We start from the raw sequence: 22,422 nt of genomic DNA, 5'->3' as shown, positions 1-22,422 counted from the left end.
CCGGCAAACCCAGGGGTTTCGCTATCGATGCGCTGTCGCGGCGTCGGCCCTCTCCCTTCCCTGCACGGCTTTGGCCCCCAGTCTAATGCGAAATTCCGCCAGGGCAAACAAGACGTGTGCGGAAATCCGCACACGTCTCCGTCGAAAGCGGGGGCAGGAACGGCCGAAACCCGGGGATTCCGGCCTTCCTCCGATTTGGCACGGCGCTTGCAAAAGTTCTTCCAGCGGCGGGCAACCGGAGCGCCGCGATGGGAGAAGTCACGCAGGACGGCGCATGTCCGTCCCTTCCGGCCAGGGAGAGTTCGATGCATATCGCAGACCAATCCGCCGCGCCCGCCGCGCAGCGCAAGCCCCTCTATGCCCAGCTTTACGTCCAGGTGCTGGTGGCGATCACCGTCGGCATCCTGCTTGGCCACTACTATCCGTCGATCGGGGAGAGCATGAAGCCGCTCGGCGACGCCTTCATCAAGCTGGTCAAGATGATCATCGCGCCGGTCATCTTCCTGACGGTCGCAACCGGCATCGCCGGCATGAGCGACCTGCAGAAGGTCGGCCGCGTCGCCGGCAAGGCGATGCTTTACTTCCTCACCTTCTCGACGCTGGCGCTGATCATCGGCCTTGTCGTGGCCAATGTCGTGCAGCCGGGCGCCGGCTTCAACATCGACCCGGCGACGCTCGACGCGTCGACCGTCAACACCTACGCCGCCAAGGCACATGACCAGTCTGTCACCGGCTTCCTGATGAACATCATCCCCGGCACCATCGTCGGCGCCTTCGCCGATGGCGACATCCTGCAGGTGCTGTTCTTCTCGGTGCTGTTCGGCATCGCGCTGGCGCTGGTCGGCGACCGGGGTGCGCCGGTGCTCAACTTCCTGCAGGCACTGATGGCGCCGATGTTCAAGCTGGTCAGCGTGCTGATGAAGGCAGCCCCGATCGGCGCGTTCGGCGCCATGGCCTTCACCATCGGCAAATACGGCATCGGCTCGGTCATCAACCTCGCCATGCTGGTCGGCACTTTCTACGCGACCTCGTTCCTGTTCGTCTTCGTCGTGCTGGGTGCGGTCTGCCGCTACAACGGCTTCTCGATCCTGTCGCTCATCCGCTACATCAAGGAAGAGCTGCTGCTGGTGCTCGGAACATCGTCCTCGGAAGCCGCCCTGCCCTCGCTGATGGAGAAGATGGAAAAGGCCGGCGCCAAGCGCTCGGTGGTCGGGCTGGTCATCCCGACCGGCTATTCCTTCAACCTCGACGGCACAAACATCTACATGACGCTGGCCGCCCTGTTCATCGCCCAGGCGACGAACATCCATCTGTCGATATCGGACCAGATCCTGCTGCTGCTGGTGGCGATGCTGTCCTCGAAGGGTGCCGCCGGCATCACCGGGGCCGGCTTCATTACCCTTGCCGCAACGCTTTCGGTGGTTCCCTCCGTGCCGGTCGCCGGCATGGCGCTGATCCTCGGCGTCGACCGCTTCATGTCGGAATGCCGGGCGCTGACCAACTTCGTCGGCAATGCGGTGGCGACGCTGGTGGTGGCGCGCTGGGAAGGCGAACTCGACGAGGCCAAGCTGGCCCGGGCACTGGCTGGCACGGCCGACGACAGCCTGCCGGCGGACATCGTCCCCGCCGAGTGATCCACGGCTTCATGCCAAGGCAATGGCCGCAAGCACGCCGCTTGCGGCCATTGTCATGTGTCATCGCTGTCAGGCGGCTTTGCCCAGCGGCGCCAGGGCCTTGCCATCGGCAGCGAAAAGATGGCAGCGCGACGGATCGACTTGCGGCGAGACAGGGCCGGGCAGCTTGACCTCAGCCATTGAAGTCCCTCCTCCTCTCCGGATATGTGCTTGGGCCGGCAGGCATGGGAGCCGTCAACGTTCCGCCATCGTTGAACAGGACGAGGCTCGCCGCGCCGACCAGTCCGGCGTGGCGGCCGAGCTGGGCCTGGACCACCGGCACGTCGCGATAGGCGCGCATGGCGCGCTGGCGGATGGTCGCCCCGATGACGGGCGCCATCAGGTCGAGGCCATTGGCGATTCCGCCGCCGACGACCAGCACATCGGGCGAATAGAGATGCAAGAGATTGGTGAAGCCGACGCCCAGCCAGCGGGCCTCCTCCTCGAGCAAGGCCACGGCGAGGTCGTCCTGCAGCCGTGCCGCTTCGACCACGTGACGACCGGTGACCTCGGCGTTTGCCGAGAGGCGGCGCAGCGTCGAGCCGTCCAGGGGCGACGTCGCAGCGTTGGCGCGGCGGCCGAGCGCCGTGCCCGAGGCGATGGCCTCGAAGCAGCCGATGACGCCGCACACGCAGCGCTCGCCCTCGTTGGTAATGGTCATGTGGCCGATCTCGGCGGCAAGGCCGCGGCGGCCGTGCAGGATGCGGCCGTCGGCAACGACACCGCCGCCGATCCCGGTCGAGACGGTGACGAAGACCAGCGAGCGAGCGCCGTGGCCGGCGCCGAAACGCCATTCGCCGAGCGCTGCCGCATTGGCGTCGTTCTCCAGCCGTACCGGCAGGCCGAGCCGGCGCTCGAGTATGTCGGCCAGCGGCACGTCCTGCCAGCCGGCCAGCGTCGGCGGTCCGACCGCGATGCCGGCCAGCGGATCGAGCGGACCCGGCGCGCCGACGCCGACGCCGAGGATCGACAGTGCCGGCGCCTCGGCATGGATGGTCGCGGCCAGCGCCTCGATCTGGCCGATCACCACGTCGGGGCCGGCCTGCGCCTGCGTCGGCACCGCCGCGAAGGCCAGGATCTTGCCGTCACGGTCGACCAAAGCGGCACGAAGCTCCGTGCCGCCAAGATCGATCGCGAGGGCGGCTTCGATGTTCATGCCGCGACCTTCAAACCATGCAGCCAGCCGATGCGGCCGGCGAGATCCTTGTCGCCGAAAGCGAGCGAACCCAGAACCACCGTCTCGGCGCCGGCGGCGCGCAGCAACGGCACGGTTTCGTGGCGGATGCCGCCGTCGGCGGCGAGCACCACCGCCGCCTCGCGGCCGGCCTTTCGCAGGATGGCGCGGGCCTCACCCAGCCTGTCACAGGCTTTCTCCGACAGGCCCTGGCCCTTGACGCCGATCGCGGTGCCGAGAAGCGTTACGAAAGCGACCTCGGATACGAAAGGCGTCACCGCCTCGACCGGGGTCTCCAGCCTCAGCACGACGCCGGCCTCGGCGCCGAGTTCGCGCGCCAGCTGCACCGCGCGCAGGCCCGCCTCGCCGTTCTCGGCATGGACGCTGATCATGTCGGCGCCGGCCTCGATGAACTGACGCGTCTGTTCTTCGACGATTGCCCCATCGACCATCAGATGGACATGGATGGGCTTGGCCGTCAGCGTGGCAATGCGGGCGACGAGATCGGGGAAAAACAGGAAGGACGGAGCGAAATGGCCGTCCGCGACGTCGATGTGGTGCAGATCGACATAGGGCTCGATGCGCTTCAAGTCGCTCTCGAAATTGGCCAGATTGGCCGACCATGACGAGAATTCGGCGACCAGACGGTCACGCGGCAATGCGGCGATGGCGGCCGGGCCTGACAAAGGTTTCGAGATCATGACTGGTCCTGGTTGTTGAAATTTCTATCGAGGAAGCCGCCGATGGCGGCACGGATTTCGGCGAAGTGGCGATCCTTGTCGGTGGCCTTCGGGCTCACCTCGGCGAAGGCTGCGTTCGGGATGGTTTGGGCGAGTTCGCGGGCGGTCGCCAGGGGATGGACGAGATCGATGCCGCTGCCGATAACGAGCGTGGGCATCGCAAGGCCGGCAGCTTCGGCCCGCGTCACGCCGGGTCCATCATTGGCGATCGCCTGCATCACCTCGGCAAAAACGGTTGCGTTTTCGCGCGCGAAGAAGCTGAGCAGCGAGGCGAGATTGTCCGGCGCCTCGTCGCGAAAGTGGGCAGCGGTCGCGGAGGAGGCGAAGGCCGCGCGCGCCTCAGCCAACGGAAGCCGCCGGATGAGTTCCGCCACTTCGACGTAAGGCTGCATATTCTGGGGGGCCACGTCGAAGGTCCAGGCGGGGCGCACCAGCACGAGACCAGAGACGCGATCCGGGTGGCGGGCCGCCAGGTGCAACGCAATCGCCGCTCCCATCGAGATGCCGCCCGCGACGAAACGCTCCATTCCGGCTGCGTCGGCCGCGTTCATTACATCATCGGCGAACATCGCGATCGAGAACGGACGCTTGCTGCCGGCACTGGCGCCGCCTTGCGCGCGGCATTCGACGGTCAGCCGCCGGCGCGAAGGGCTGTCGGGAAAGTTCAAAGCCACCTGCGCGGCATCGCCGCCGAGACCGTGCTGGAAGACGATGGGAAGGCCCTGCCCCGTATCGAAGACACGGAGCGCTGCATCGTCGCACAGCATGATCGTCGGCGCCGCGCCCATCAGAGCAACCCTCGCAGGAAGGCGGCGACGCCGGCAGCCTCGTCGGCGGACAAGCCGTGCGTGACGAGCGCGCCATCGAAACCCACGCCCTTCAGCCGCGCGACGAAATCCGGGAAGTCGACAACGCCTTGCCCTGCGGTGGCAAAGCGGCCGTCACCGTGCCGGTCCTTGGCATGCGCCATGGCGATGTGGCCGGCGGCTTCATCGATCGCGGCGGCGACGATGGTGCGCGCCTCGTCCGGCGTCGCGTGCTCGAACAGGTTTGCCGGGTCGAGCACGATCTTCAGGTGCTTCGAGCCCATCTCGGCGATCAGGCGCATCGCATCACTCGCCGAAGTGACTATGTTGGCCTGCTCAGGCTCGATGCCGAGATCCACGCCTGCGGTCTCGGCCAGCGCCAGCGCCTTTTCCATCTCGGCGGCCATGTCGGACCAGGCGGCCGGTGTGGCGTTGTCGGGATGATATGCCCACTGGTCGGCTGCATTGCGCGAGCCGGTGCAGAGCGTGACCAACCGGATGGCAAGGGCGGCGGCAGTGTCGATGACCACCCCCAAGCGCCTCAAGCCCTCGTCGCGGACCGTCCTGTCGGGATGCGCCATGTTGTAGGTGCCCGAGAGCGCCGCCAACGAAACGGCAGACGATCGCGCAGCGACACGGATGGCAGCGACGGCATCCGCCGGCACGGTATCCGGCATCGACGGCAGGCCGGCGCAGGCGAGGTTGAACTGCGTCGTCTCGTATCCAGCCTTCTTCACCGCGGCCAGCACGGCGGCCGGGTCAATGCCGGGAAAAGTCTTGGCGAAGATGCCGAGGCGCATCAGACGGCACCCGAAACCGAGGCGAGCTCAACCCGTTGGCCGGTCTCAACAGAGCGGGCAATGGCCACCATTGCGCGGATCGAGGCGATGCCGTCCTCGACATTGGCGCCGCGCATCGGCGCGCCAGTGAGCACGGTGTCGGCAAGGCCTTCGAGCTGGCGGCGGAAGAAATGGCCGTCGGCGCCGAGCGGTTTGCGCGAGGTCGCGTCCTTCTCATGGAAGATGTCCACCTCGCTGGCGCGGAAGTACCAGGGGTTGAAGGTCTTGGCGATGACCGAGCCATTCTCGCCATAGAGCTGGAAGCCCTCGTGCCAATCCATACGCACGGCGACGGTCAGATCGAGATGGCCGAGCGCGCCGCTAGCGAATTCAGTCTCGACAAACCAGCAATAGGCGCCGAAGCGCTCGTTGAGGCGGGCGCGCACGGCGACGATGTCGCCACAGAGGAAGCGGGCCGTGTCGACCAGATGCGATCCGTGCGCCAGCATGAAATATTGCCTGAGATCGGCCTTGGGATTTCCCGCCGGCTTTTTCGCCAGCTTGCTGGTGACGGGCAGCGGCTGCACGGCATCGGTGTTGGTGTAGCGGTGGGTGGAATCGCAATACCACGCCTTCAGCGCCAGCACCTCGCCCATCTCGTCGCGGACGAAGTCGCGCGCGGCCTCCAGTGCCGGGTCGAAGCGCTTCATGTGGCCGACCTGCAGCACCTTGCCGGAGCGCCTGACCGCCGCCGCCAGCGCCTCGCCTTCCTCCACCGAGGTGCCGATCGGTTTTTCGCAGAGAACATGCTTGCCGGCATCGAGCGCCTTGATCGACATTGGCACGTGATAGGCATCCGACGTGGCGACGATCACCGCTTCCAGCTCCGGATCGGCGAGCATCGCGTCATAGTCGGCATACATCTTCTGCGGTTCGTAGGTGGCGCCCATGCGGGCGAGCAGATCGGGCGCCGCGTCGCAGATAGCGTAGAGGTCGGCATTGCCGGCCTTGACGCAGGATTCCAGATGCGCGAACTGCGCGATCGGGCCGCAGCCGAGCACCCCGATCCTGAGGCGTCTGTCCTGTTTCATGATCATCGCTCAGGCCCCGTAGCCGCGCATTGTCCGGCGGTTGGTCTTGACCGCCGCGGCCGGATCGGCGGCGGCCGTGTCGGATTCTTCTTCCAGCACCAGCCAGCCGTTGAAGTGCGGCGCGGTACCGGCGATTTCGATGACCTGAGGTGTGTCGCAGACGCCTTCGCCCAGCATCGCCCAGGTGCCGCTGGCGTCGACGTCCTTGAGGTGGATGTAGCGGATGCGGTCACGGTAGGTGGTGAGCGTGTCGGCCATGTCCTTGTGGCCGCGCAGGATGTGACCGGTGTCCGGCACCCAGCCGACCAGGTCGGGATCGAGCAAGGCAAAAATCGCGTCGTAGTCGGCGCGGTCGAACAGCAGCGTGTTGTGGTGCGAACTGGGATGCACCGCCACCTGGACGCCAGCCTTGCGGCCGAGCTCGCCGGCCTTGTTGTATACCTCGGCGGCAATAGCGAATTTGTCGGCGCGCGGTCCGTCGGACACCACGGTCGCCGAGCCCATCGACACCAGCGCGCCGGGAAAGGCGGCGGCGAAATCGATCCAGCGCCTGGCGGTGTCGAGGTCGGCGCTGATCTGATCCTTGAGCGTAAAGCCGCTGCGTGAGCCGAAGGCGAAGGAGACGAGCGTCAGCCCGGACGACTTCAGGGCAGCGGCGAACTCGGCCGGCTTGCCGGCATAGCGGCCGATCATGGTGTCGGTGATCTCGATGCCTGCATAGCCGCCATCGGCGATCGCCTTCAACAGATCGTCGGGACCGCCGGTAAACCGGTCTCCCAGCATTTCCCAGGTGAAGGTCTGGCAGCCGACTTTGAGGTCTTTCACGTTCATCCTTTCATTCCTTGATACCGCTTACTCTTGATGCCGCCCCGCGATGATGTGGCGCTAGAAGAACAACACGAGTAGCGGAACGGTGATGACGGACGAGGCCGCGGCGATATCGCCTGCCAGCAGACAGGGTCCAATCATCGATTGCAATACGCGGGTCAGTTCTCCTGGGGATCGACATCTTATTTGACCGAGCCCGCGGTCATGCCGGCGAGGAAATACCTCTGGGCAACGAGGTAGATGAGCAAGAGCGGTAGCGAGCCGAGCACGCTCATCGCCATCATCTGGTTCCATTCGAAGGCGTGCTGCCCCATCAACAGCTGGATGCCGATCGGGACGGTGCGCATCGAGGTCGACTTGGTCAGCGTGAGCGCAAAGAGAAATTCGTTCCAGCACAGCAGGAAAGTGTAGACCGAGGTCGCCACGATACCGGGCAGCGAGATCGGGACGATCACCCGCCAGAGTGCGGTCCAACTGCTACCGCCGTCGACAGCCACCGCTTCATCGAGATCGCGGGGCAAGGTGTTCAGATATCCTGTCATCAAAAGGATCGCGTAGGGCAGCGTAAACACCAGGTAAGTCAGGATCAGCGCGACATAGGTGTCGAAGATGCCGTACGAGACGACAAGCCCGAAGAAAGGAATCAAAAGTGTGATCGGCGGGATCGTCTGCGTGCTGATGATGATTGTATTCAGGCTGCCCTTGCCGCGGAAGTTGAAGCGGCTGAACCCATAGGCCGCCAGCAAGGCGATCAGCACCGTCAGCACGGTTACCGCTCCCGCCACGAAGTAGCTGTTGAAGAAGAAGCGCAGCTTTACCGGGTCGCCAAGGATGGCGGCATACGCTTCCAGCGTGAAAGCCTTCGGCAGGATGGTTGGCGGCAGGGCAAAGATTTCGGTGTTCGACTTGAACGAGCTGCTCAGCATCCAGTAGATCGGGAAGGCCGCGAAGAACAGCCCTGCCGCAAGAGCGACATGCAGCGCGACGGTGATCAGCTTGTCTTTGCCAGAGTTTCGTTTCCTCATGGTGACTACCGAGCCTTCTGATAACGGATATAGAACAGCGTCAGGCCAAGCGAGATCAGCAGGATGACCACGGCGCTCGCCGACGCCTGTGACAGGTTGTAGCTCGAAAACGCCAGCTTGTAGGTGTAGGTGCTGAGGACCTCGGTCGCGTAGATCGGACCGCCGCCCGTGGTTATCCAGATCAACGGGAAGACCTGCATGGTCCAGATGAAATCGAGCAGCGAGATGCTGATGATGATCGGCATCAGCTGCGGGATGGTGATGAAGATCAGCTTCTGGTAGGCCTTCGCGCCATCGATATCGGCGGCCTCGTAGAAATCCTTGGGAATGCCTTGCAGGCCTGCGAGCAGGCTGACCATGAACAGCGGATAGCCCGCCCAGATATTGGCGAAGGTGACGGCGTGCAGCGCGGTCTGCGGCGAGGAAAACCACTCGACTTTGGAACCGATGATGCCGATCTGCATGAGAATGCTGTTCACCACGCCATTCGGCTCGAGCAGCAGGCGCCAGATCACGGCGATGATCACCGCGGTGAACAGCCAGGGCAGTATGTAGAGCACCCGCAGAATATTGCGCAGCGTCGGGTTGATGCGGTCGCTGTTCAGCATGAGGGCGAAGATCATGCCGATGGTCATATGGAAAATGACGCTCATGCATGTGAAGTAAAGCGTATGCCACAGCGACGCCCAGAACACCGGGTCGTCGAAGATCGCCTGGTAGTGCTTCAGTCCGGCAAAGGATGGGTCACGACGCAGCACGGCGCTGTTCTGGAACGAATAGGCAATCACCGTCACCATCGGCAACAGCATCAGAAGGCCGATGATGAGCAGCGAGGGCGACAGATAGAGGTAGGGTGCGACCGCTCGTTTCAGCTTGTGGTGGGAGCGCTTTTGCCGGGTCATGTGCCAACCTTGGGATACGCCTTCAAGAGAAGGTAAGCTTCAAAAACAGGTCCATCTCAAATTGCCGATCCGTTGTTGCCGGGTGGCCTGCCCGAAGCCGGGCCACCCGGTCGAAGATAGCAAAGGGGAACAGGCCGATCAGAATTTCGCCATCCAGCCCTTTTGCGCGGCAGCGGCCGCCTCTTCCGGTGTCTGCTCGCCGGCAAGCATCTTCTGGGCTTGCACGTCGAACTGGGTCATCAGGTCTTCGGCCACCGGCAGGCCCGTGAACTCGTTGGCGAGATAGCCGGTCTTGAAGATCTCGAAGGCCTTGCCGAAAGCCTTGTCGGACGTCACGAAGTCGGGTTTGGCGTTGACGTTGCCCGGGAAGGCGTTTGCAAGCGAGACCAGCTTGGCGTTCACCTTTTCGCTCATCAAGTACTGGACGAGTTTCCAGGCCTCCTCCTGGTGTTTCGAGGCGGCGGAGATGCCGATGCCCCAGGACGCATAGGGAAGGCCGCGCTTGCCGGTATAGTTTTCCACGACCGGGACCGGGATCAGGTCGAAGTTCAGCTTCGGATTGCGCTTGCGGATGAGGTTCACATGCGCGAGCGAGTCGATCATCATCCCGACGCGGTCGTTGACGAATTCCTCGACCTTTTCCTGCTCGGTCTTGGTGGCGATGCCGGGCGAGATGGTGCCGGCGTCATTGAGCGATTTGACGAAGGAGAGCATATCGGCCACCGGCTTGCCCTCGAGGGCGGGCTTGCCGTCCGCCATCATCGACTGGCCCGAAGCCCAGACCCACGACATCAGATCGTTCTGGACTCCGCCGGGAGACTGCAGCGACAGCGGCAGCACCCAGCCATACTGGTTCTTGTTGGCGTCGGTCATCTTCTTGGCGGCGTCGAGAAATTCCGCGCGGGTCGACGGCAGCTTGGTCACGCCGGCCTTGGCGGCGAGGTCCAAATTGACGAAGACCGGATAGACGAAGGAGGCGACCGGAAACATCACCGCCTTGCCGTCGACCTTGATGATGTCGGCGACCTGGCTCTTGTCGAACTTGCTCGCATCCATCATCGGGTTCATGTCGGCGAGCGCGTTCTGCGCATTCAAATTGTTCACCCAGGCACCGTCGAGACCGACGACGTCGCTGAGCGTTCCGGTCGCAGCACCAACCGAGATCTGGTCTCGCGTGGTCGCGTAGGGACCGCTGACCAGCGTCACCTTTACGCCGGGGTTTGCGGCCTCGAACTCATCCATGATTGACCTGAGAGAGCCAGCCGGCAATTCGGGCTCCCACCATTGGGTGAATTCCAGCGTCGTGTCCGCCAGGGCGCCGGTTGCGCCGAGCAACCATGCGGCCGCGGCTATTTTCAGCACCGCGGGTTTAATACGAAACGTCATTTTCTCCTCCTTCTTTGGGGATCGACCGCACAATGCGGACGACCGTCTGGTTATTCAGAAGTCTTCTTACGCAGGCGCCTCACCCTCACCTGCGGGCCTTGCCGCGGGTCTTCAGATCGCCAGATGCGTCTCGGGATCGAAGAAATGGAGCTTGGCGTCATCCAGGGCCAAGCGGATTTCCGAGCCGGCGCGGACCGTGCTGGCCGGTTCGAATCTCGCCACCGCGTTCGACGCCAGGCCGAAATCCTGCACCGCGTCCGGGTCGCCGGAGTCCACCCGGACCGCATCGATGTTGAGATGGACGATGTGTTCGGATCCGAGTTCTTCGATCGAGGTCACCTTTGCCGGTATCGTCTGATATTTGCGGCCCGATTCGAGGTTGCTGTCATAGAGATCCTCGGGTCGGATCCCGAACACGACCTTGCGCCCCGCATAGGACTTCAAGCCCGGCCTGCGGACGAAGGCCGCATCCTGCAAACGGATAGCCAAGGCGCCGGACGTCAGTTCGTCGCCCGTCAGGGTCGCCTCGAAAAGGTTCATCGAAGGAGACCCGATGAAGCCCGCAACGAAAGCGTTCACCGGCGATTCATAGAGCCTCTTGGGGGTGTCGACCTGCTGCAGCACGCCGCCTTTCAACACCGCGACCCTGTCCCCCATCGTCATCGCTTCGGTTTGATCGTGGGTCACGTATATGGTCGTTACGCCGAGCTGCTTTTGCAGGCTGGTGATTTCGGCGCGCATTTGCACGCGCAGTTTCGCGTCCAGATTGGAAAGCGGTTCGTCCATGAGAAAGGCGGCCGGCTCGCGCACCATGGCGCGGCCCATCGCAACCCGTTGACGCTGTCCGCCCGAAAGGTTCGCGGGTTTGCTGTCCAGCAGAGACGTCAGCTGAAGGGTTTTGGCGATCTCGTCGACGCGCTTCTTGCGCTCGGCCTTTGGCTTGCCGGCCAGCCGCATCGAAAAGGCGATGTTTTCGAACACCGTCATATGCGGGTAGAGCGCGTAGCTCTGGAAGACCATCGCGATGTCGCGGTCCTTGGACGGCATGTCGACGACGTCGATACCGCCGATCCGAAGGCTGCCGCTGGTGACGTCCTCCAATCCCGCGATCATCCGCAACGCGGTGGATTTGCCGCAACCGGACGGCCCGACGAGTATCAGGAACTCGCCGTCCTCGACCGACAGATTCAGCTGGTCGATTGCGTGAAAATTGTTGCCATAGGTCTTGCAGATATTCTCAAGAACGACTTCTGCCATCTTCCTCCCTCCACAAGTCCAAGCCACTGATTTTTATGATTATCCTCGGCTTGTGTTCACCTGCGAGATATTTCCTCGGATAGTTCGGGCTCTGTTGCGGTATCGAGCCGCGCATGCTTCAGTTCGACTGCCGACGGCGCGTTCGTCGATGCCAGGAGTGCCTTGACCTGATCGTCGGTCGGAAGCGCCTCACGCCCGCCCCGCCCCGTTATCGAAAGAGCCGCAGCAGCGGCCGCGAATGCGACCCGGCCCGCGGTGTCGGCGCCGCGCGTCAATGCAAGGGCGTAGGCGCCATGAAAGCAGTCGCCGGCGCCGGTCGAGTCGACGACTTCAACCCGGTGCGGAGGCAGGTGCCACAGCCCGGCTTCGTCGCGTCCGCGATAGTAGACGCCCCTGCCGCCATCCGTCAGAACCACGGCGGACCGCGACGGCAACCACAATGCATCGAGTATCTCGGCCGGCGATCGGCGGCCCGTGGCGGTGCGCGCAAAGCCGAGGGGAAGAATGAGATGGTCGCAGAGCGCGATCAGCCTTTCGGTGGCTGGACCGCCGTTCCATTCGACGTCGCCGAGGATCGCAAGGCCGAGACCCTGAGCCCGCGCCACGACATCCAGCGACCCGATCGCGTAACTATCGACGATCAGGACGGTCGCGCGGCTGAGGACCTCGTCCGGAAAATCCGGTGCGGTGCCCAGCATCGCTTCGTCGTCATAGGCGATGAACCGGTCCCCATCCGAACCGACCGTGATCCGTGAGCGCACCGGGCGCGCATCGGCGTGGCGCGGCGCGAACGCGGTTTCAACGCCGCTCGCAACGAGATCGCACAGCACGGCGTCGTCCACGGCACTGCCAAGCCATCCGATGAACCCGGCGCTTCCGTCGAGCCGCGCGACGGCGGCAAGGGCCGTCGCGACATTTCCTCCGAAAGCCCGGGCACTTTGCAGAACCTTCCCCTTGCCCGCCGACAACGGCTGATCGACATAGACGATGTCGTCGATCGAGATCGCTCCGAAGCCGAGGATTGAGGGAACGGTGGGCATGGTTCAGGCACCCGCCTTGGCCAGGGCGTCCTGCGCCGAGAGCCCGTCATGGATGACGCCCCGGAAAGCGGTCGCCGCCTTCTGAGGATCGCCATGCCCCCAGAGATTGCGGCCGACCACGGCGCCGCGCGCGCCGGCACGGATGGCGTCCGCCGTCTGCTGAAGGGCGCCGAGCAGCGTATCGGTCTTCGGGCCGCCGGCGATGACAACCGGCACCGGGCAGGTCCGGACGGTCTCTCGAAACGACTCGAAATCGCCGGTGTAACCGATCTTGATCACGTCGACGCCGGACTCGTAGCCGATGCGCGCCGCATAGGCGATCTCGTCGGGGGTGAAGACGATCTTTGCCCCGTCGGTGAAATCGCGAGGGTAGATATGCGCCACAACAGGCATGCCATAACGGGCCGCCGCGTTCACCGAATCTGTCAGCCAGCGAATGTACTTGCCCTCGGTCGCGCCGCGCACCGGAATGGCAACGGCCAGCGCGTCGGCGCCAGCCCGCACCGCGTCCTCGGGCGTCGCAATCAGTTCGCTGATGCGATCGTCCGGGGTGAAGCAGCCGGCCTGGATGACCAGGGAAGCCTTGCCCGCGTATTGCGGCCACAGATGGCGCGCGGTGCCGGGCTGGATGCTGACGTAGTCGGGCTTACCTTCCATGACGCGAGCGAGCGCGCCCGGCAGGTCGGCAAGGCCGCCTTTGCGCACGTCGCCATAGCCGACGAAGTGGTCGACCGCGCCGCCAAAAAGGTTCCCCGATGGATGCGAGAAGAGGCGCGCAAGGCGCACCTTGGTTCCGAGACTCATGACTGCAAAATTCTCCAATCGGTTGATTTCAAAATCCCAAACGCAGTGTTTGCGAAAGAAATCACAAAATCAATCTTTCGAAAGCTTTCGAATTTGCGTATTTTGGGTGTGACGAACCGAGGCCATGGCGATCGCCTGGCGCGTGGAGGCAAGGACGGGGCAATGTTGTCAGAGCAGAGACGCCAATCGATCCTGGGCGAGGTACAACGCAGCGGACAGGTTCGCATCAAGGACCTGTCGGACGGTTTCGGCGTGTCGGAAGTCACGGTGCGATCCGACCTCGAGATACTGGATCGCAAGGGACTGCTGACCAAGACCCGTGGAGGCGCGGTGACCCGGACCACGGATTCGACCACGGCTGCGTTCGCGCGGCGCATGCAAACCAACATCGAGGCAAAGAAACGCATCGCCCGGGCGGCGGTGGAACTGTTCGAGGACAACCAATCGGTCATCTTCGACGGCGGCTCGACGTTGATGCAGGTTGCCATGCAGTTACCGCCGCTCAGCAATGTCGTGGTCGCTGCCACGGCGATGAATATCGTGCAGCATCTGATGCATCGACCCGGGCTCGACGTTCACATGATCGGCGGCCGGGTCTATCCAGACACGGTGAGCACGCTGATCACCGATGCCGACACGGCTCTCGGCGGCTTGGTGGCGCATCAGGTCTTTGTCGGAGCGCATGCGATCGACTCCTCACTGGATGTGGTCGACGTGAATGAAGACATGGCGCGAACGAAGCGAAACCTGGTGCGCATGGCCCGGCGCGTGGTTCTGCTTGCGGATTCGAGCAAATGGGGCGTCAGCGGAACCTCCAAGGCTTTTTCGCTGTCGGGCGTCGATGTGGTGATCACCGACGATGGCCTGTCCGGTCCGATACGCAGCCAGCTCGATAGGACCGTGGCCAAGGTGATCTATGCCTGAAGCCGTCGCGATCCACGGCCGCGAGGCCGGGATTCAATGCGCGTCTGGCCCACGAGATTCGGGTCGGCGCCCGGCCGATTTTTGCCTGTCATCTTCTCCTCCCAAGCGCCGGCAGCCTCCCGACCCCGCCAGCATTTCCGCATGTTCTATAAAAATTTTACGCGCGTCAATATTTAAAATGTTGTATAGCGATTTCGAAAACGGTCCGGCAGCGTCGCGACGGATCGGGCAGACCGTGACCGCATTGGGAGGTACAACAGGAAATGCAGGCAAGCTCACCGGCCAAACTCGGCATCGGCGTCATCGGATGCGGCAACATATCGATGACCTATCTGCGCAACTCCGCGCTGTTTGGCGGGGTCGAGCTTCGTGCCTGCGCCGACATCTCGGCCGAAATGGCGGCGCTGCGAGCCAAGGAATATGGCATCCGTGCCCTTGGCGTCGATGCGCTGCTGGCCGATCCCGAGATCGACCTCGTCCTCAACCTGACCATTCCGGCGGCGCATTTCGACATTTCGATTTCAGCCCTGTCGGCGGGAAAGCATGTCTTCACCGAAAAGCCGCTGGCGACGTCGGCCAATGACGGGCGCCGCCTGGTGGCGGAGGCGGCGAAGCGCGGCGTGCTGCTCGGCTCGGCTCCCGACACCTTCCTTGGTGCGGCCGGCCGCCGGGCGCGCCGTCTGATGGATGAGGGCGCGATCGGCCGCCCGGTCTGCGGCACCGCCTTCATGATGGGACGCGGCATGGAACACTGGCATCCCAACCCGCAATTCTACTACCAGCCTGGCGGCGGCCCGGTGTTCGACATGGGGCCCTACTACCTGACCATGCTGGTCAACCTGCTCGGTCCGGTAGCGCGCGTTATGGCGATGGCGACGAAGGGCCAGGAGGAACGTTTGATATCGGCCGAAGGGCCGTTCAAGAACACGACGTTCAAGGTCGGCACCCCGACCAATGTGCTGTCGCTGCTCGAATTCCGCTCCGGCGCCACCGTCACCTTCGGCGCATCGTGGGACGTCTTCAGGCATTCCAACCATCCGATCGAACTGCACGGCACGGAAGGCTCGCTGCGCCTGCCCGACCCGGACACGTTCGGCGGCACCGTCTCGCTGTCCGAACGCGGCGCGGAGTGGAAGGATTTCGCCAGCGAAGGCGAACTCTACGGCGCCCGCAACTGGCCTTACGCAGCGCCCGACCGCGCCAATTACCGCATGCTCGGCGTCGCCGATCTCGCACGTTCGCTGCAGACGGGAGCAGCGCCGCGCGCGTCCGGCAATCTGGCGCTGCATGTGCTGGAGATCATGGAAGCGATCCTGCGGTCGGGCGAGACGAAAAGCTCGGTCGCCATTGCCGGTGACGTCGTCCAGCCGGCCCTGCTCGGCGAAGACGAGGCGCGCGACCTGCTCGCCTGACCTCCAATGGAGATCACGATGACACTTGATCCGGATGCACAGCGTGCCCTCGAAATCGGCCGGGCCGCCGGCGGCGAGCCGTTCGAGAATGGCAGCGTGGCGGCGGCGCGGGCCGCCTATATCGCTTCGTTCCCAACCCAGCAGGGCGACCGCGAGCCGGTCGCGGCAACCGAGCAACGGCAGATCGACGGGCCGAACGGCCCGGTGACGATCCGCATCCATCGCGGTATCGGCGCGGCGCGGATGGGGGCGCGCGCCGTGCTCTATCTGCATGGCGGCGGCTGGGTCATCGGCAATCTCGATTCACATGACGAGATCTGCCGTTGGTTGGCCAATCTCGGCAACGCGGTCGTCATCTGTCCCGACTACCGGCTGGCGCCGGAGCACAAGTTTCCCGCCGGGCTCGAGGACTGCGCGGCAGCGCTGCGCTTCATGGCTGGGAATGCCGGAGACCTCGGCATCGATCCAATCCGCATTGCCGTCGCCGGCGACAGTGCCGGCGGCAACCTTGCCGCCGTTCTGGCGCTGCTTGCCCGCGACGGACTGGCGCCGCCGCTTGCCGCCCAGATTCTGATCTATCCCAACACCGATGCCCGCCAGACGGCGGACAGCTACCGGCGTTTCGGCGACGGCTTCGGGCTCACCGCCGCCACCATGGCCTGGTTCCGCGACCGCTATGTGCGAACGCCTGACGACATCGCGGACTGGTGTGTTTCGCCGCTTCTGGCCTCCAGCCTTGCCGGCGCACCGTCGGCCTTCGTCGCGATCGCCGGCCAGGACATCCTTGCCGACGAAGGCACGGCCTATGCCGAGCGCCTGCGCGCCGACGGAGTGCCGCTGGTGTTGCGGCACTGGCCGGGCCAGATCCATGGCTTCGTCTCCATGGGCCGCCACATCCTGGCCGCGCGGCAAGCGGTGAGCGAGGCGGCGGCCTGGCTTCAACTGCAGACGCGTGCTCAGGCCGACTGACGCATCACCAGGGTCGCGCCGAGCTTGACGTTGCGCGCCATGTCGTGGCCGGGCGGATCGGCCTCGTCCAGCAACGCCAGCAGGATCTCGACGCTGCGGCCGGCCATGGCGGCAAAGTCCTGCGCCATGGTGGTCAGCGCGGGACAGGTGTAGCGGCTCAGCGGATGATCATCGTGGGCGGCGACGCGAAAATCGCAATCGGCGCGGCGGCCGATCTTCAGCCCGCGCGAAAAGGCGGCCGACATGACGCCGAAGGCGAGACGGTCATTGGCGCAGAGCAGCGTGCGGGCCGGCAGGCCGCCTTTCTCGAGCGTCCTGTCCATCCATTCGTGACCGATGCGCTCGAAGTCCCAGCTGTAGTCGCCCGCCGCCTTGAGAACGGTGGGCTCCAGGCCTGCGGCGTGCATCGTGTCGACATAGCTCTGCAGACGTTCGCCCGAATTGTGGTTGACATGCGGAATGTCGACATAGACCGGCGGTTCGCCGGACCGGCAGAGATAATCGACGATCGTCGAGGTGCTCTGGTGGTTGTCATTGCCGACGAACGGCGTGTCGCCTTCGATGTAAGTGTCGAAATAGACGATCGGGATGTCCTCGCTCATCCGCTCGAAGACGCCAGGTTCGGAGACCCGTCCCAAAGGAGCGACGATGGCGCCGGCAACCTTCAGCGACATCAGCGTCCTGACCGATTCCGCCTCCAGCTTCGGCGAACCGTGCGAGGAAATGACGATCGGCCAAAACCCTTCGTCGCGGCAGCGCAGTTCGATGCGGCTGACCATCTCGGCGTAGAACGGATCGGTGATCGTCGGCACGACGATGCCGACATTGCGGGTGCGCTTGCGGTTGAGATTGCGTGCAAAAACATTCGGCTGATAGTCCGAGGAACGAAGTGCGGCCTCGATGCGCGCCCGTGTCGCCGGCTTCACGCTGGCCGGATCGTCGAAATACTTCGACAGGGTCGGCCGCGACACGCCGGACGCCCTGGCGAAATCATCCATCGTCCGGTGGGTCTTCTCCGCCATCTATATTTAGCCCTTTACCTCAAAGCCGCCCTTCGCGCTCCGGCCAGAATCAGCCTTGCGACCGTCGCGATGAGGCAGCATTGCTTGACCGAACTTATTCAGTCAAATTTCCACGTTTCCAGTACAACGCAAAAGTATTGCGCACGTCAAATTATTTATTGACGCTCTGAAAACAACAACTTAGGTTTTGAACTCGCACGGACATGGGGGGAGCGTACGGCAACCAGAGTCCGGCAGATGGTGAGGACATGAAGAAACTGGTTTGCGCCGGCGAGATCCTGGTCGAGATCATGGCCGAGCGGATCGGCCAGAGTTTTCGCGCCGCCGGCCCGCTGGTCGGCCCGTTTCCGTCAGGCGCTCCCGCCATCTTCATCGACCAGGCGGCGCGGCTCGGTCAGCCGGCGGGGCTGATCGCGGCAGTGGGCGACGACGATTTCGGCCATTTGAACATAGAGCGCTTGCGCGCCGACGGCGCCGACATCTCGGCCATCACCGTCCATCGGGGTGCCGCGACCGGAACCGCCTTCGTCACCTATGAGACCGATGGCAGCCGGCACTTCGTCTACAACATCAAACAGAGTGCCGCCGGACTGATCGAGATCGGTGCGGAAGCGCGCGCGCTGCTCTCTGGCGCCGACCATTTTCACGTCATGGGAACATCGCTGTTCTCGCCCGAGGTGATCGAGGTTGTCCGCGACGGGATCGAAGCCGTCAAGACGCGCGGCGGCACGGTCTCCTTCGACCCCAACATTCGCAAGGAGATGCTCGATCTGCCGGGCATGCGCGACGCCTTGCATTTCGTGCTGTCCAAGACCGATGTCTTCCTGCCGAGCGGGCCGGAACTCTTCACCTTCACCGAGGCAACCGACGAGGAGAGCGCGGCGAGCGAAATGCTGGACCGCGGCATCTCCGCCGTGGTCGTCAAGAAGGGCGCGCAGGGCGCCGTTCACTACGACCGGTCGGGGCGCATCGCTTCACCCGGCTTCGTCGTCGAGGAAATCGACCCGACTGGCGCCGGAGACTGTTTTGCGGCGGCCTTCGTCTCCTTCTGGCTGCGTGGAGAAGCGCCTTGGAGGGCGCTCGAGATCGCCAATGGCTGCGGCGCGCTGGCGGTGACGAAGAAGGGCCCGATGGAAGGCATCGCCTCGCTGGCCACTGTCGAGGCGTTCGTCGCGACCGCCAGGACCGGAGCACCGGCATGAGCCAGGCGACCGACAGGCTGGCCGCCATAGCAAAGCGTCGTGCGGCCGGCGAGCGCGCCGGCATTGCCTCGATCTGCTCGGCCCATCCGTTGGTCATCGAAGCGGCGCTGCGCCACGGCAAGGCGCGCGGCGCCGATGTGCTGATCGAGGCCACCTGCAACCAGGTCAACCACGAAGGCGGCTATACCGGCATGACGCCGGGCGATTTCCGCCGCTTCGTCGAGACGATCGCCGGCAAGGCCGGGTTTCCCCTGGACAGGCTTGTGCTCGGTGGCGACCATCTCGGCCCCAATCCCTGGAAGCACCTGCCGGCGCCCGAGGCGATGGAAAAGGCAGCGCGCATGGTGGACGCCTATGCCCAGGCCGGCTTCACCAAGATCCACCTGGACGCCAGCATGGGCTGTGCCGGCGAAGGTGCCGCACCACCCGACGCGACGATCGCCGCGCGCGCCGCCGAACTGGCCGAGGTGGCGGAGGCCGCGGTTGAACGAACAGCCGGCGCCAAGCCTGTCTATGTGATCGGCACGGAAGTGCCGGTGCCGGGCGGTGCCCTGGAAGCGATGGACCATCTGGCTGTGACGACACCGGAAGCGGCTGGCGAGACGGTGCGCATCCACCAGCAGGCCTTCCACCAGCGTGGCCTCGACCATGCCTTCTCGCGGGCGATTGGCGTCGTCGTCCAGCCCGGCGTCGAATTCGGCAATGCCGAGGTCATCACCTACCGGCCCGAACGCGCCCAGGCGCTGGCCGGCACGCCGCGGGACCTGCCGCAATTCGTATTCGAGGCGCATTCGACCGACTACCAGCCTATCGCGGCGCTGAGCGCCTTAGTCGACGATGGCTTCGCCATCCTGAAAGTCGGGCCCTGGCTGACCTTCGCGTTGCGCGAAGCGCTTTATGGTTTGAGCCATATCGCCGACATTCTTGCACCCGATCCATCCCGGGAAAGCCTGCCGGCGGCGATGGAGCGCGCCATGCTGGCGGCGCCGGGCCACTGGAAGAATTACTATCACGGCTCGGAGGCCGAACAGCGCATCGAACGCCATTTCTCCTACAGCGACCGCATCCGCTATTATTGGCCGGTGCCGACGGCGCGGCAGGCCGTGAACGCGCTGATGCAGGCGCTGGGCGAGCGCGACATTCCCTCCCCGCTGATCAGCCAGTATCTCGGCCGCCTCGACGGCAGGGTGGCGAGCGGATCCGTGGCGCCAAAAGCCAGGGAGCTCCTGATCGCCGGCGTGACCGACGTTCTCGATGTCTACGCCAGAGCAACCGGCTGATCCAGGCTACGGTCCCGGCACGAGGACCAGCGCCCCGGTGGTGCGGCGCGCCTCCAGATCGCGATGAGCGTCGGCCGCGTTGGCAAGGTCGTAGCGGGTCGGCGCGTCGACCCTGACCACGCCCTGGCGGAGCGCCTGGAAGAACCTGACGACATGCGAGGCGAGTTTCTCCGGCGTATCGGTAAAATGGGCATAGTTGGGCCGCGAAATGGTCAGCGACTTCGACGCGAAGCGGCCGATATCCCAATTGCCGACCGGCCCCGAGGCCTGGCCGAAGCTGACGAGATGGCCGCGCACCGCAAGGGCGGCGAGGGAGCCGGCGAAGGTGTCGTTGCCGACCGCGTCATAGGCGACATCGGCACCCCTGCCCGCCGTCAACCGCATGACGGCATCGGCGAAGTTCTCGCGGGAATAGACGATCACATGGTGCGCGCCGAGACGCTCGACAATGCGGGCCTTGTCGTCGCTCGACACCGTAGCGATCACCGTCGCGCCGAGATGACGCGCCCACTGCACCAGCAACTGACCGACGCCGCCGGCCGCCGCATGGATGAGCACGATTTCGCCCGGCTTCACGGCATGAACATCGTGCAGAAGGAAGCTCGCGCTGACGCCCTTGAGCAGGCCGGCGGCGGCGGTCTCGTCCGAAATATCGTCGGAAAGACGAACCAGCAGTTCGGGCGCCATGTTGCGCCGCTCGCTGTAAGCGCCGACCGGCGGACAGGCATAGGCGACGCGGTCGCCGATTGAGAAACCCGATACCGCCGGACCAACCGCCTCGATGATGCCGGCGGCTTCCATGCCCGGCACGCCGGGTGGCCGCAGCAGGTCGAAGAAACCGGTGCGACAGTAGACGTCGATGAAATTGACACCAATCACCGTGTGACGGATCCGCACCTCGCCCGGCGCGGGCGGAGGCAAGGCGATGTCCCTGAGCTGCAACTCCTCCGGTCCGCCGTAGCGTTCGACGACGATCGCGTGGGTCGTTTCGGCGGCAGCCCTTGAAGCAACGAGCGGCACGCTTGCGGATGAGGTCGGCGCGACGATCGCTGGCGATGATCGCGCCTCCACCGGCGCGCCGGCGTTGCGCCGCCGCAGAAGAGCGCGCACGGCGGCGAAGCCGGCCTGATAAATGCCTTCGGTGACCAGCTTTACCAGCTCGTCGCGGCGATGCGCCGGCGGGTTGAACTCGGAGCGCCATTCCCAGAAGGTGGCGTCGCCGTCGGTCACCGGCTTCAGCCGCAGCGAGGCGACATAGCCCATCAGCGGCAGCGGCGCTTCGAGCAGGCAGTAACTCAGCCGCCGGTCCTTGTCGGACAGCGCCAGCAATTGCTCGCGCAATTCGCCGCCGTCGTTCAGCCTGAAATGGCGCACCGAGCCGACGGCATCGACCGGCTCGCTGCCTTCGATCTCGCTGAAGGCGATCGCCGGGTGCCAGCGATCATGGCCGTTGAAATCGCGCAGGATCGCCCAGACCTCGTCGATCGGTGCATCGATGATCGTGCTCTGGCAAACCCTGACCATCGGCCGGCGTCAGCGCCCGAACCGGTGCTTTAACGCGGTGAACGCGGTCTGGAACACGCCATTGCCGATCTGTTGCATGAGTGCCGCCTCGCGATCGTCGGCGCAGTCGAACTCCGCCTGCCATTCGGCGAGCGTCAGATTGCCGTCGGTGACCGGCGTCAACGATAGCGTGGCGACATAGTTCTCCACCGCCATCGGGCTTTCCAGAATCGCATAGCTGCAGGACAGGTCGTAATCCGACAGCGCCAGCAGCCTTTCACGGATGCGACCGCCGTCCTTGAGCGTGAAATTCCTGATGCAGCCGATCTGGTCGGCCTGCGCATTCTGTTCGATGCGGCTTTCGGCGACGAACGGCGCCCAGCCTGCCAGACCGTTGAAATTGCGCACGATCTTCCAGACCTCCGCCGCCGGTGCGGGAATGACCGAAGAGACATAGACCTTGGTCATGCTTGCTGGCCGAGAGTGGAACGATGGAGGCCGAGCTTGGGTGTGCCCTCCCTGTTGATGTCAGCGCCGACCCTCATTGTCCTGCCGGACATTTCTCCCCGTATAGTGACGGGGAGAAAGAGGCTGGCCGCTACCTC

21 protein-coding genes are annotated in these 22,422 nt (G+C 64.5%); 6 read left to right on the top strand and 15 right to left on the bottom strand.

Annotated features, from left to right (window positions below; genetic code table 11):
- Window positions 1–305: 305 nt before the first annotated feature.
- Entirely contained in the window at window positions 306–1,634 is a 1,329-nt protein-coding gene (locus tag EN808_RS14495) for a dicarboxylate/amino acid:cation symporter (RefSeq protein WP_127280707.1), read from the top strand.
- A gap of 172 nt (window positions 1,635–1,806) precedes the next feature.
- On the opposite strand, the gene EN808_RS14490 is transcribed toward EN808_RS14495, so the two are convergent.
- The 12 genes from EN808_RS14490 to EN808_RS14435 all read right to left on the bottom strand — a co-directional run bounded on the left by EN808_RS14490 (window position 1,807) and on the right by EN808_RS14435 (window position 13,505).
- Entirely contained in the window at window positions 1,807–2,829 is a 1,023-nt protein-coding gene (locus EN808_RS14490; protein ID WP_135916196.1) for an ROK family protein, read from the bottom strand.
- A complete protein-coding gene (locus EN808_RS14485) occupies window positions 2,826–3,548 on the bottom strand; it encodes a ribulose-phosphate 3-epimerase (RefSeq protein ID WP_135916195.1) in 723 nt (240 codons plus the stop codon). The genes EN808_RS14490 and EN808_RS14485 overlap by 4 nt, the downstream gene beginning before the upstream one ends.
- Window positions 3,545–4,375, bottom strand: coding sequence for an alpha/beta hydrolase (locus EN808_RS14480; protein ID WP_127870602.1), 831 nt, complete (start codon window positions 4,373–4,375; stop codon window positions 3,545–3,547). The genes EN808_RS14485 and EN808_RS14480 overlap by 4 nt, the downstream gene beginning before the upstream one ends.
- Window positions 4,375–5,193, bottom strand: a complete 819-nt coding sequence (locus EN808_RS14475) for a sugar phosphate isomerase/epimerase (RefSeq protein ID WP_135916194.1) — start codon at window positions 5,191–5,193, stop codon at window positions 4,375–4,377. The genes EN808_RS14480 and EN808_RS14475 overlap by 1 nt, the downstream gene beginning before the upstream one ends.
- Window positions 5,193–6,269: a Gfo/Idh/MocA family oxidoreductase gene (locus EN808_RS14470; protein WP_135916193.1), complete on the bottom strand. Its 1,077-nt coding sequence runs from the start codon at window positions 6,267–6,269 to the stop codon at window positions 5,193–5,195. Before EN808_RS14470 ends, EN808_RS14475 begins: the two co-directional genes overlap by 1 nt.
- 3 nt (window positions 6,270–6,272) lie before the next feature.
- Window positions 6,273–7,094 carry a sugar phosphate isomerase/epimerase gene (locus EN808_RS14465; RefSeq protein WP_135916192.1) on the bottom strand — a complete coding sequence of 274 codons (822 nt, stop codon included), beginning with the start codon at window positions 7,092–7,094 and terminating at the stop codon, window positions 6,273–6,275.
- 179 nt (window positions 7,095–7,273) lie between these two features.
- Complete coding sequence (locus EN808_RS14460; RefSeq protein ID WP_127870598.1) at window positions 7,274–8,116, bottom strand: carbohydrate ABC transporter permease; 843 nt, start codon at window positions 8,114–8,116, stop codon at window positions 7,274–7,276.
- A gap of 5 nt (window positions 8,117–8,121) precedes the next feature.
- A complete protein-coding gene (locus EN808_RS14455) occupies window positions 8,122–9,018 on the bottom strand; it encodes a sugar ABC transporter permease (RefSeq protein WP_135865165.1) in 897 nt (298 codons plus the stop codon).
- A 138-nt stretch (window positions 9,019–9,156) separates the two neighbouring features.
- A complete protein-coding gene (locus EN808_RS14450) occupies window positions 9,157–10,404 on the bottom strand; it encodes a sugar ABC transporter substrate-binding protein (RefSeq protein WP_135916191.1) in 1,248 nt (415 codons plus the stop codon).
- A 111-nt stretch (window positions 10,405–10,515) separates the two neighbouring features.
- Window positions 10,516–11,661 carry an ABC transporter ATP-binding protein gene (locus EN808_RS14445; RefSeq protein WP_127275940.1) on the bottom strand — a complete coding sequence of 382 codons (1,146 nt, stop codon included), beginning with the start codon at window positions 11,659–11,661 and terminating at the stop codon, window positions 10,516–10,518.
- A 56-nt stretch (window positions 11,662–11,717) separates the two neighbouring features.
- Window positions 11,718–12,701 carry a PfkB family carbohydrate kinase gene (locus EN808_RS14440; protein WP_135916190.1) on the bottom strand — a complete coding sequence of 328 codons (984 nt, stop codon included), beginning with the start codon at window positions 12,699–12,701 and terminating at the stop codon, window positions 11,718–11,720.
- Between the two features lie 3 nt (window positions 12,702–12,704).
- A complete protein-coding gene (locus EN808_RS14435; RefSeq protein ID WP_127870593.1) occupies window positions 12,705–13,505 on the bottom strand; it encodes a class I fructose-bisphosphate aldolase in 801 nt (266 codons plus the stop codon).
- 162 nt (window positions 13,506–13,667) lie between these two features.
- On the opposite strand from EN808_RS14435, the gene EN808_RS14430 reads away from it, so the two are divergent.
- From EN808_RS14430 to EN808_RS14420, 3 genes are all read left to right on the top strand, one after another.
- Window positions 13,668–14,429: a DeoR/GlpR family DNA-binding transcription regulator gene (locus tag EN808_RS14430; RefSeq protein ID WP_135916316.1), complete on the top strand. Its 762-nt coding sequence runs from the start codon at window positions 13,668–13,670 to the stop codon at window positions 14,427–14,429.
- 263 nt (window positions 14,430–14,692) lie between these two features.
- Window positions 14,693–15,841 carry a Gfo/Idh/MocA family oxidoreductase gene (locus EN808_RS14425; RefSeq protein WP_135916189.1) on the top strand — a complete coding sequence of 383 codons (1,149 nt, stop codon included), beginning with the start codon at window positions 14,693–14,695 and terminating at the stop codon, window positions 15,839–15,841.
- A gap of 18 nt (window positions 15,842–15,859) precedes the next feature.
- A complete protein-coding gene (locus EN808_RS14420) occupies window positions 15,860–16,810 on the top strand; it encodes an alpha/beta hydrolase (RefSeq protein WP_135916188.1) in 951 nt (316 codons plus the stop codon).
- Here EN808_RS14420 and EN808_RS14415 read toward each other — a convergent pair.
- Entirely contained in the window at window positions 16,798–17,832 is a 1,035-nt protein-coding gene (locus EN808_RS14415) for a LacI family DNA-binding transcriptional regulator (RefSeq protein WP_127870590.1), read from the bottom strand. The genes EN808_RS14420 and EN808_RS14415 overlap by 13 nt on opposite strands.
- Window positions 17,833–18,080: 248 nt before the next feature.
- Here EN808_RS14415 and EN808_RS14410 point away from each other — a divergent pair, with 248 nt between their 5' ends.
- Both EN808_RS14410 and EN808_RS14405 read left to right on the top strand, forming a co-directional pair.
- Window positions 18,081–19,034: a sugar kinase gene (locus tag EN808_RS14410; protein WP_135916187.1), complete on the top strand. Its 954-nt coding sequence runs from the start codon at window positions 18,081–18,083 to the stop codon at window positions 19,032–19,034.
- Window positions 19,031–20,314 (top strand): D-tagatose-bisphosphate aldolase, class II, non-catalytic subunit, encoded by a 1,284-nt coding sequence (locus EN808_RS14405; RefSeq protein ID WP_135916186.1) that lies wholly within the window; start codon window positions 19,031–19,033, stop codon window positions 20,312–20,314. The genes EN808_RS14410 and EN808_RS14405 overlap by 4 nt, the downstream gene beginning before the upstream one ends.
- 6 nt (window positions 20,315–20,320) lie before the next feature.
- Here EN808_RS14405 and EN808_RS14400 read toward each other — a convergent pair whose 3' ends face one another.
- Together EN808_RS14400 and EN808_RS14395 are read right to left on the bottom strand one after the other, a co-directional pair.
- A complete protein-coding gene (locus EN808_RS14400; protein ID WP_135916185.1) occupies window positions 20,321–21,838 on the bottom strand; it encodes a zinc-binding dehydrogenase in 1,518 nt (505 codons plus the stop codon).
- 9 nt (window positions 21,839–21,847) lie between these two features.
- On the bottom strand, window positions 21,848–22,285 hold the full coding sequence (locus EN808_RS14395; RefSeq protein WP_135916184.1) for an SRPBCC family protein: 438 nt from the start codon (window positions 22,283–22,285) through the stop codon (window positions 21,848–21,850).
- Window positions 22,286–22,422 lie beyond the last annotated feature (137 nt).

The sequence above is a fragment of the Mesorhizobium sp. M8A.F.Ca.ET.165.01.1.1 genome, assembly GCF_004792065.1.
Taxonomy (GTDB): Bacteria; Pseudomonadota; Alphaproteobacteria; order Rhizobiales; family Rhizobiaceae; genus Mesorhizobium.
This window is presented reverse-complemented; position numbering and strand designations above follow the sequence as displayed.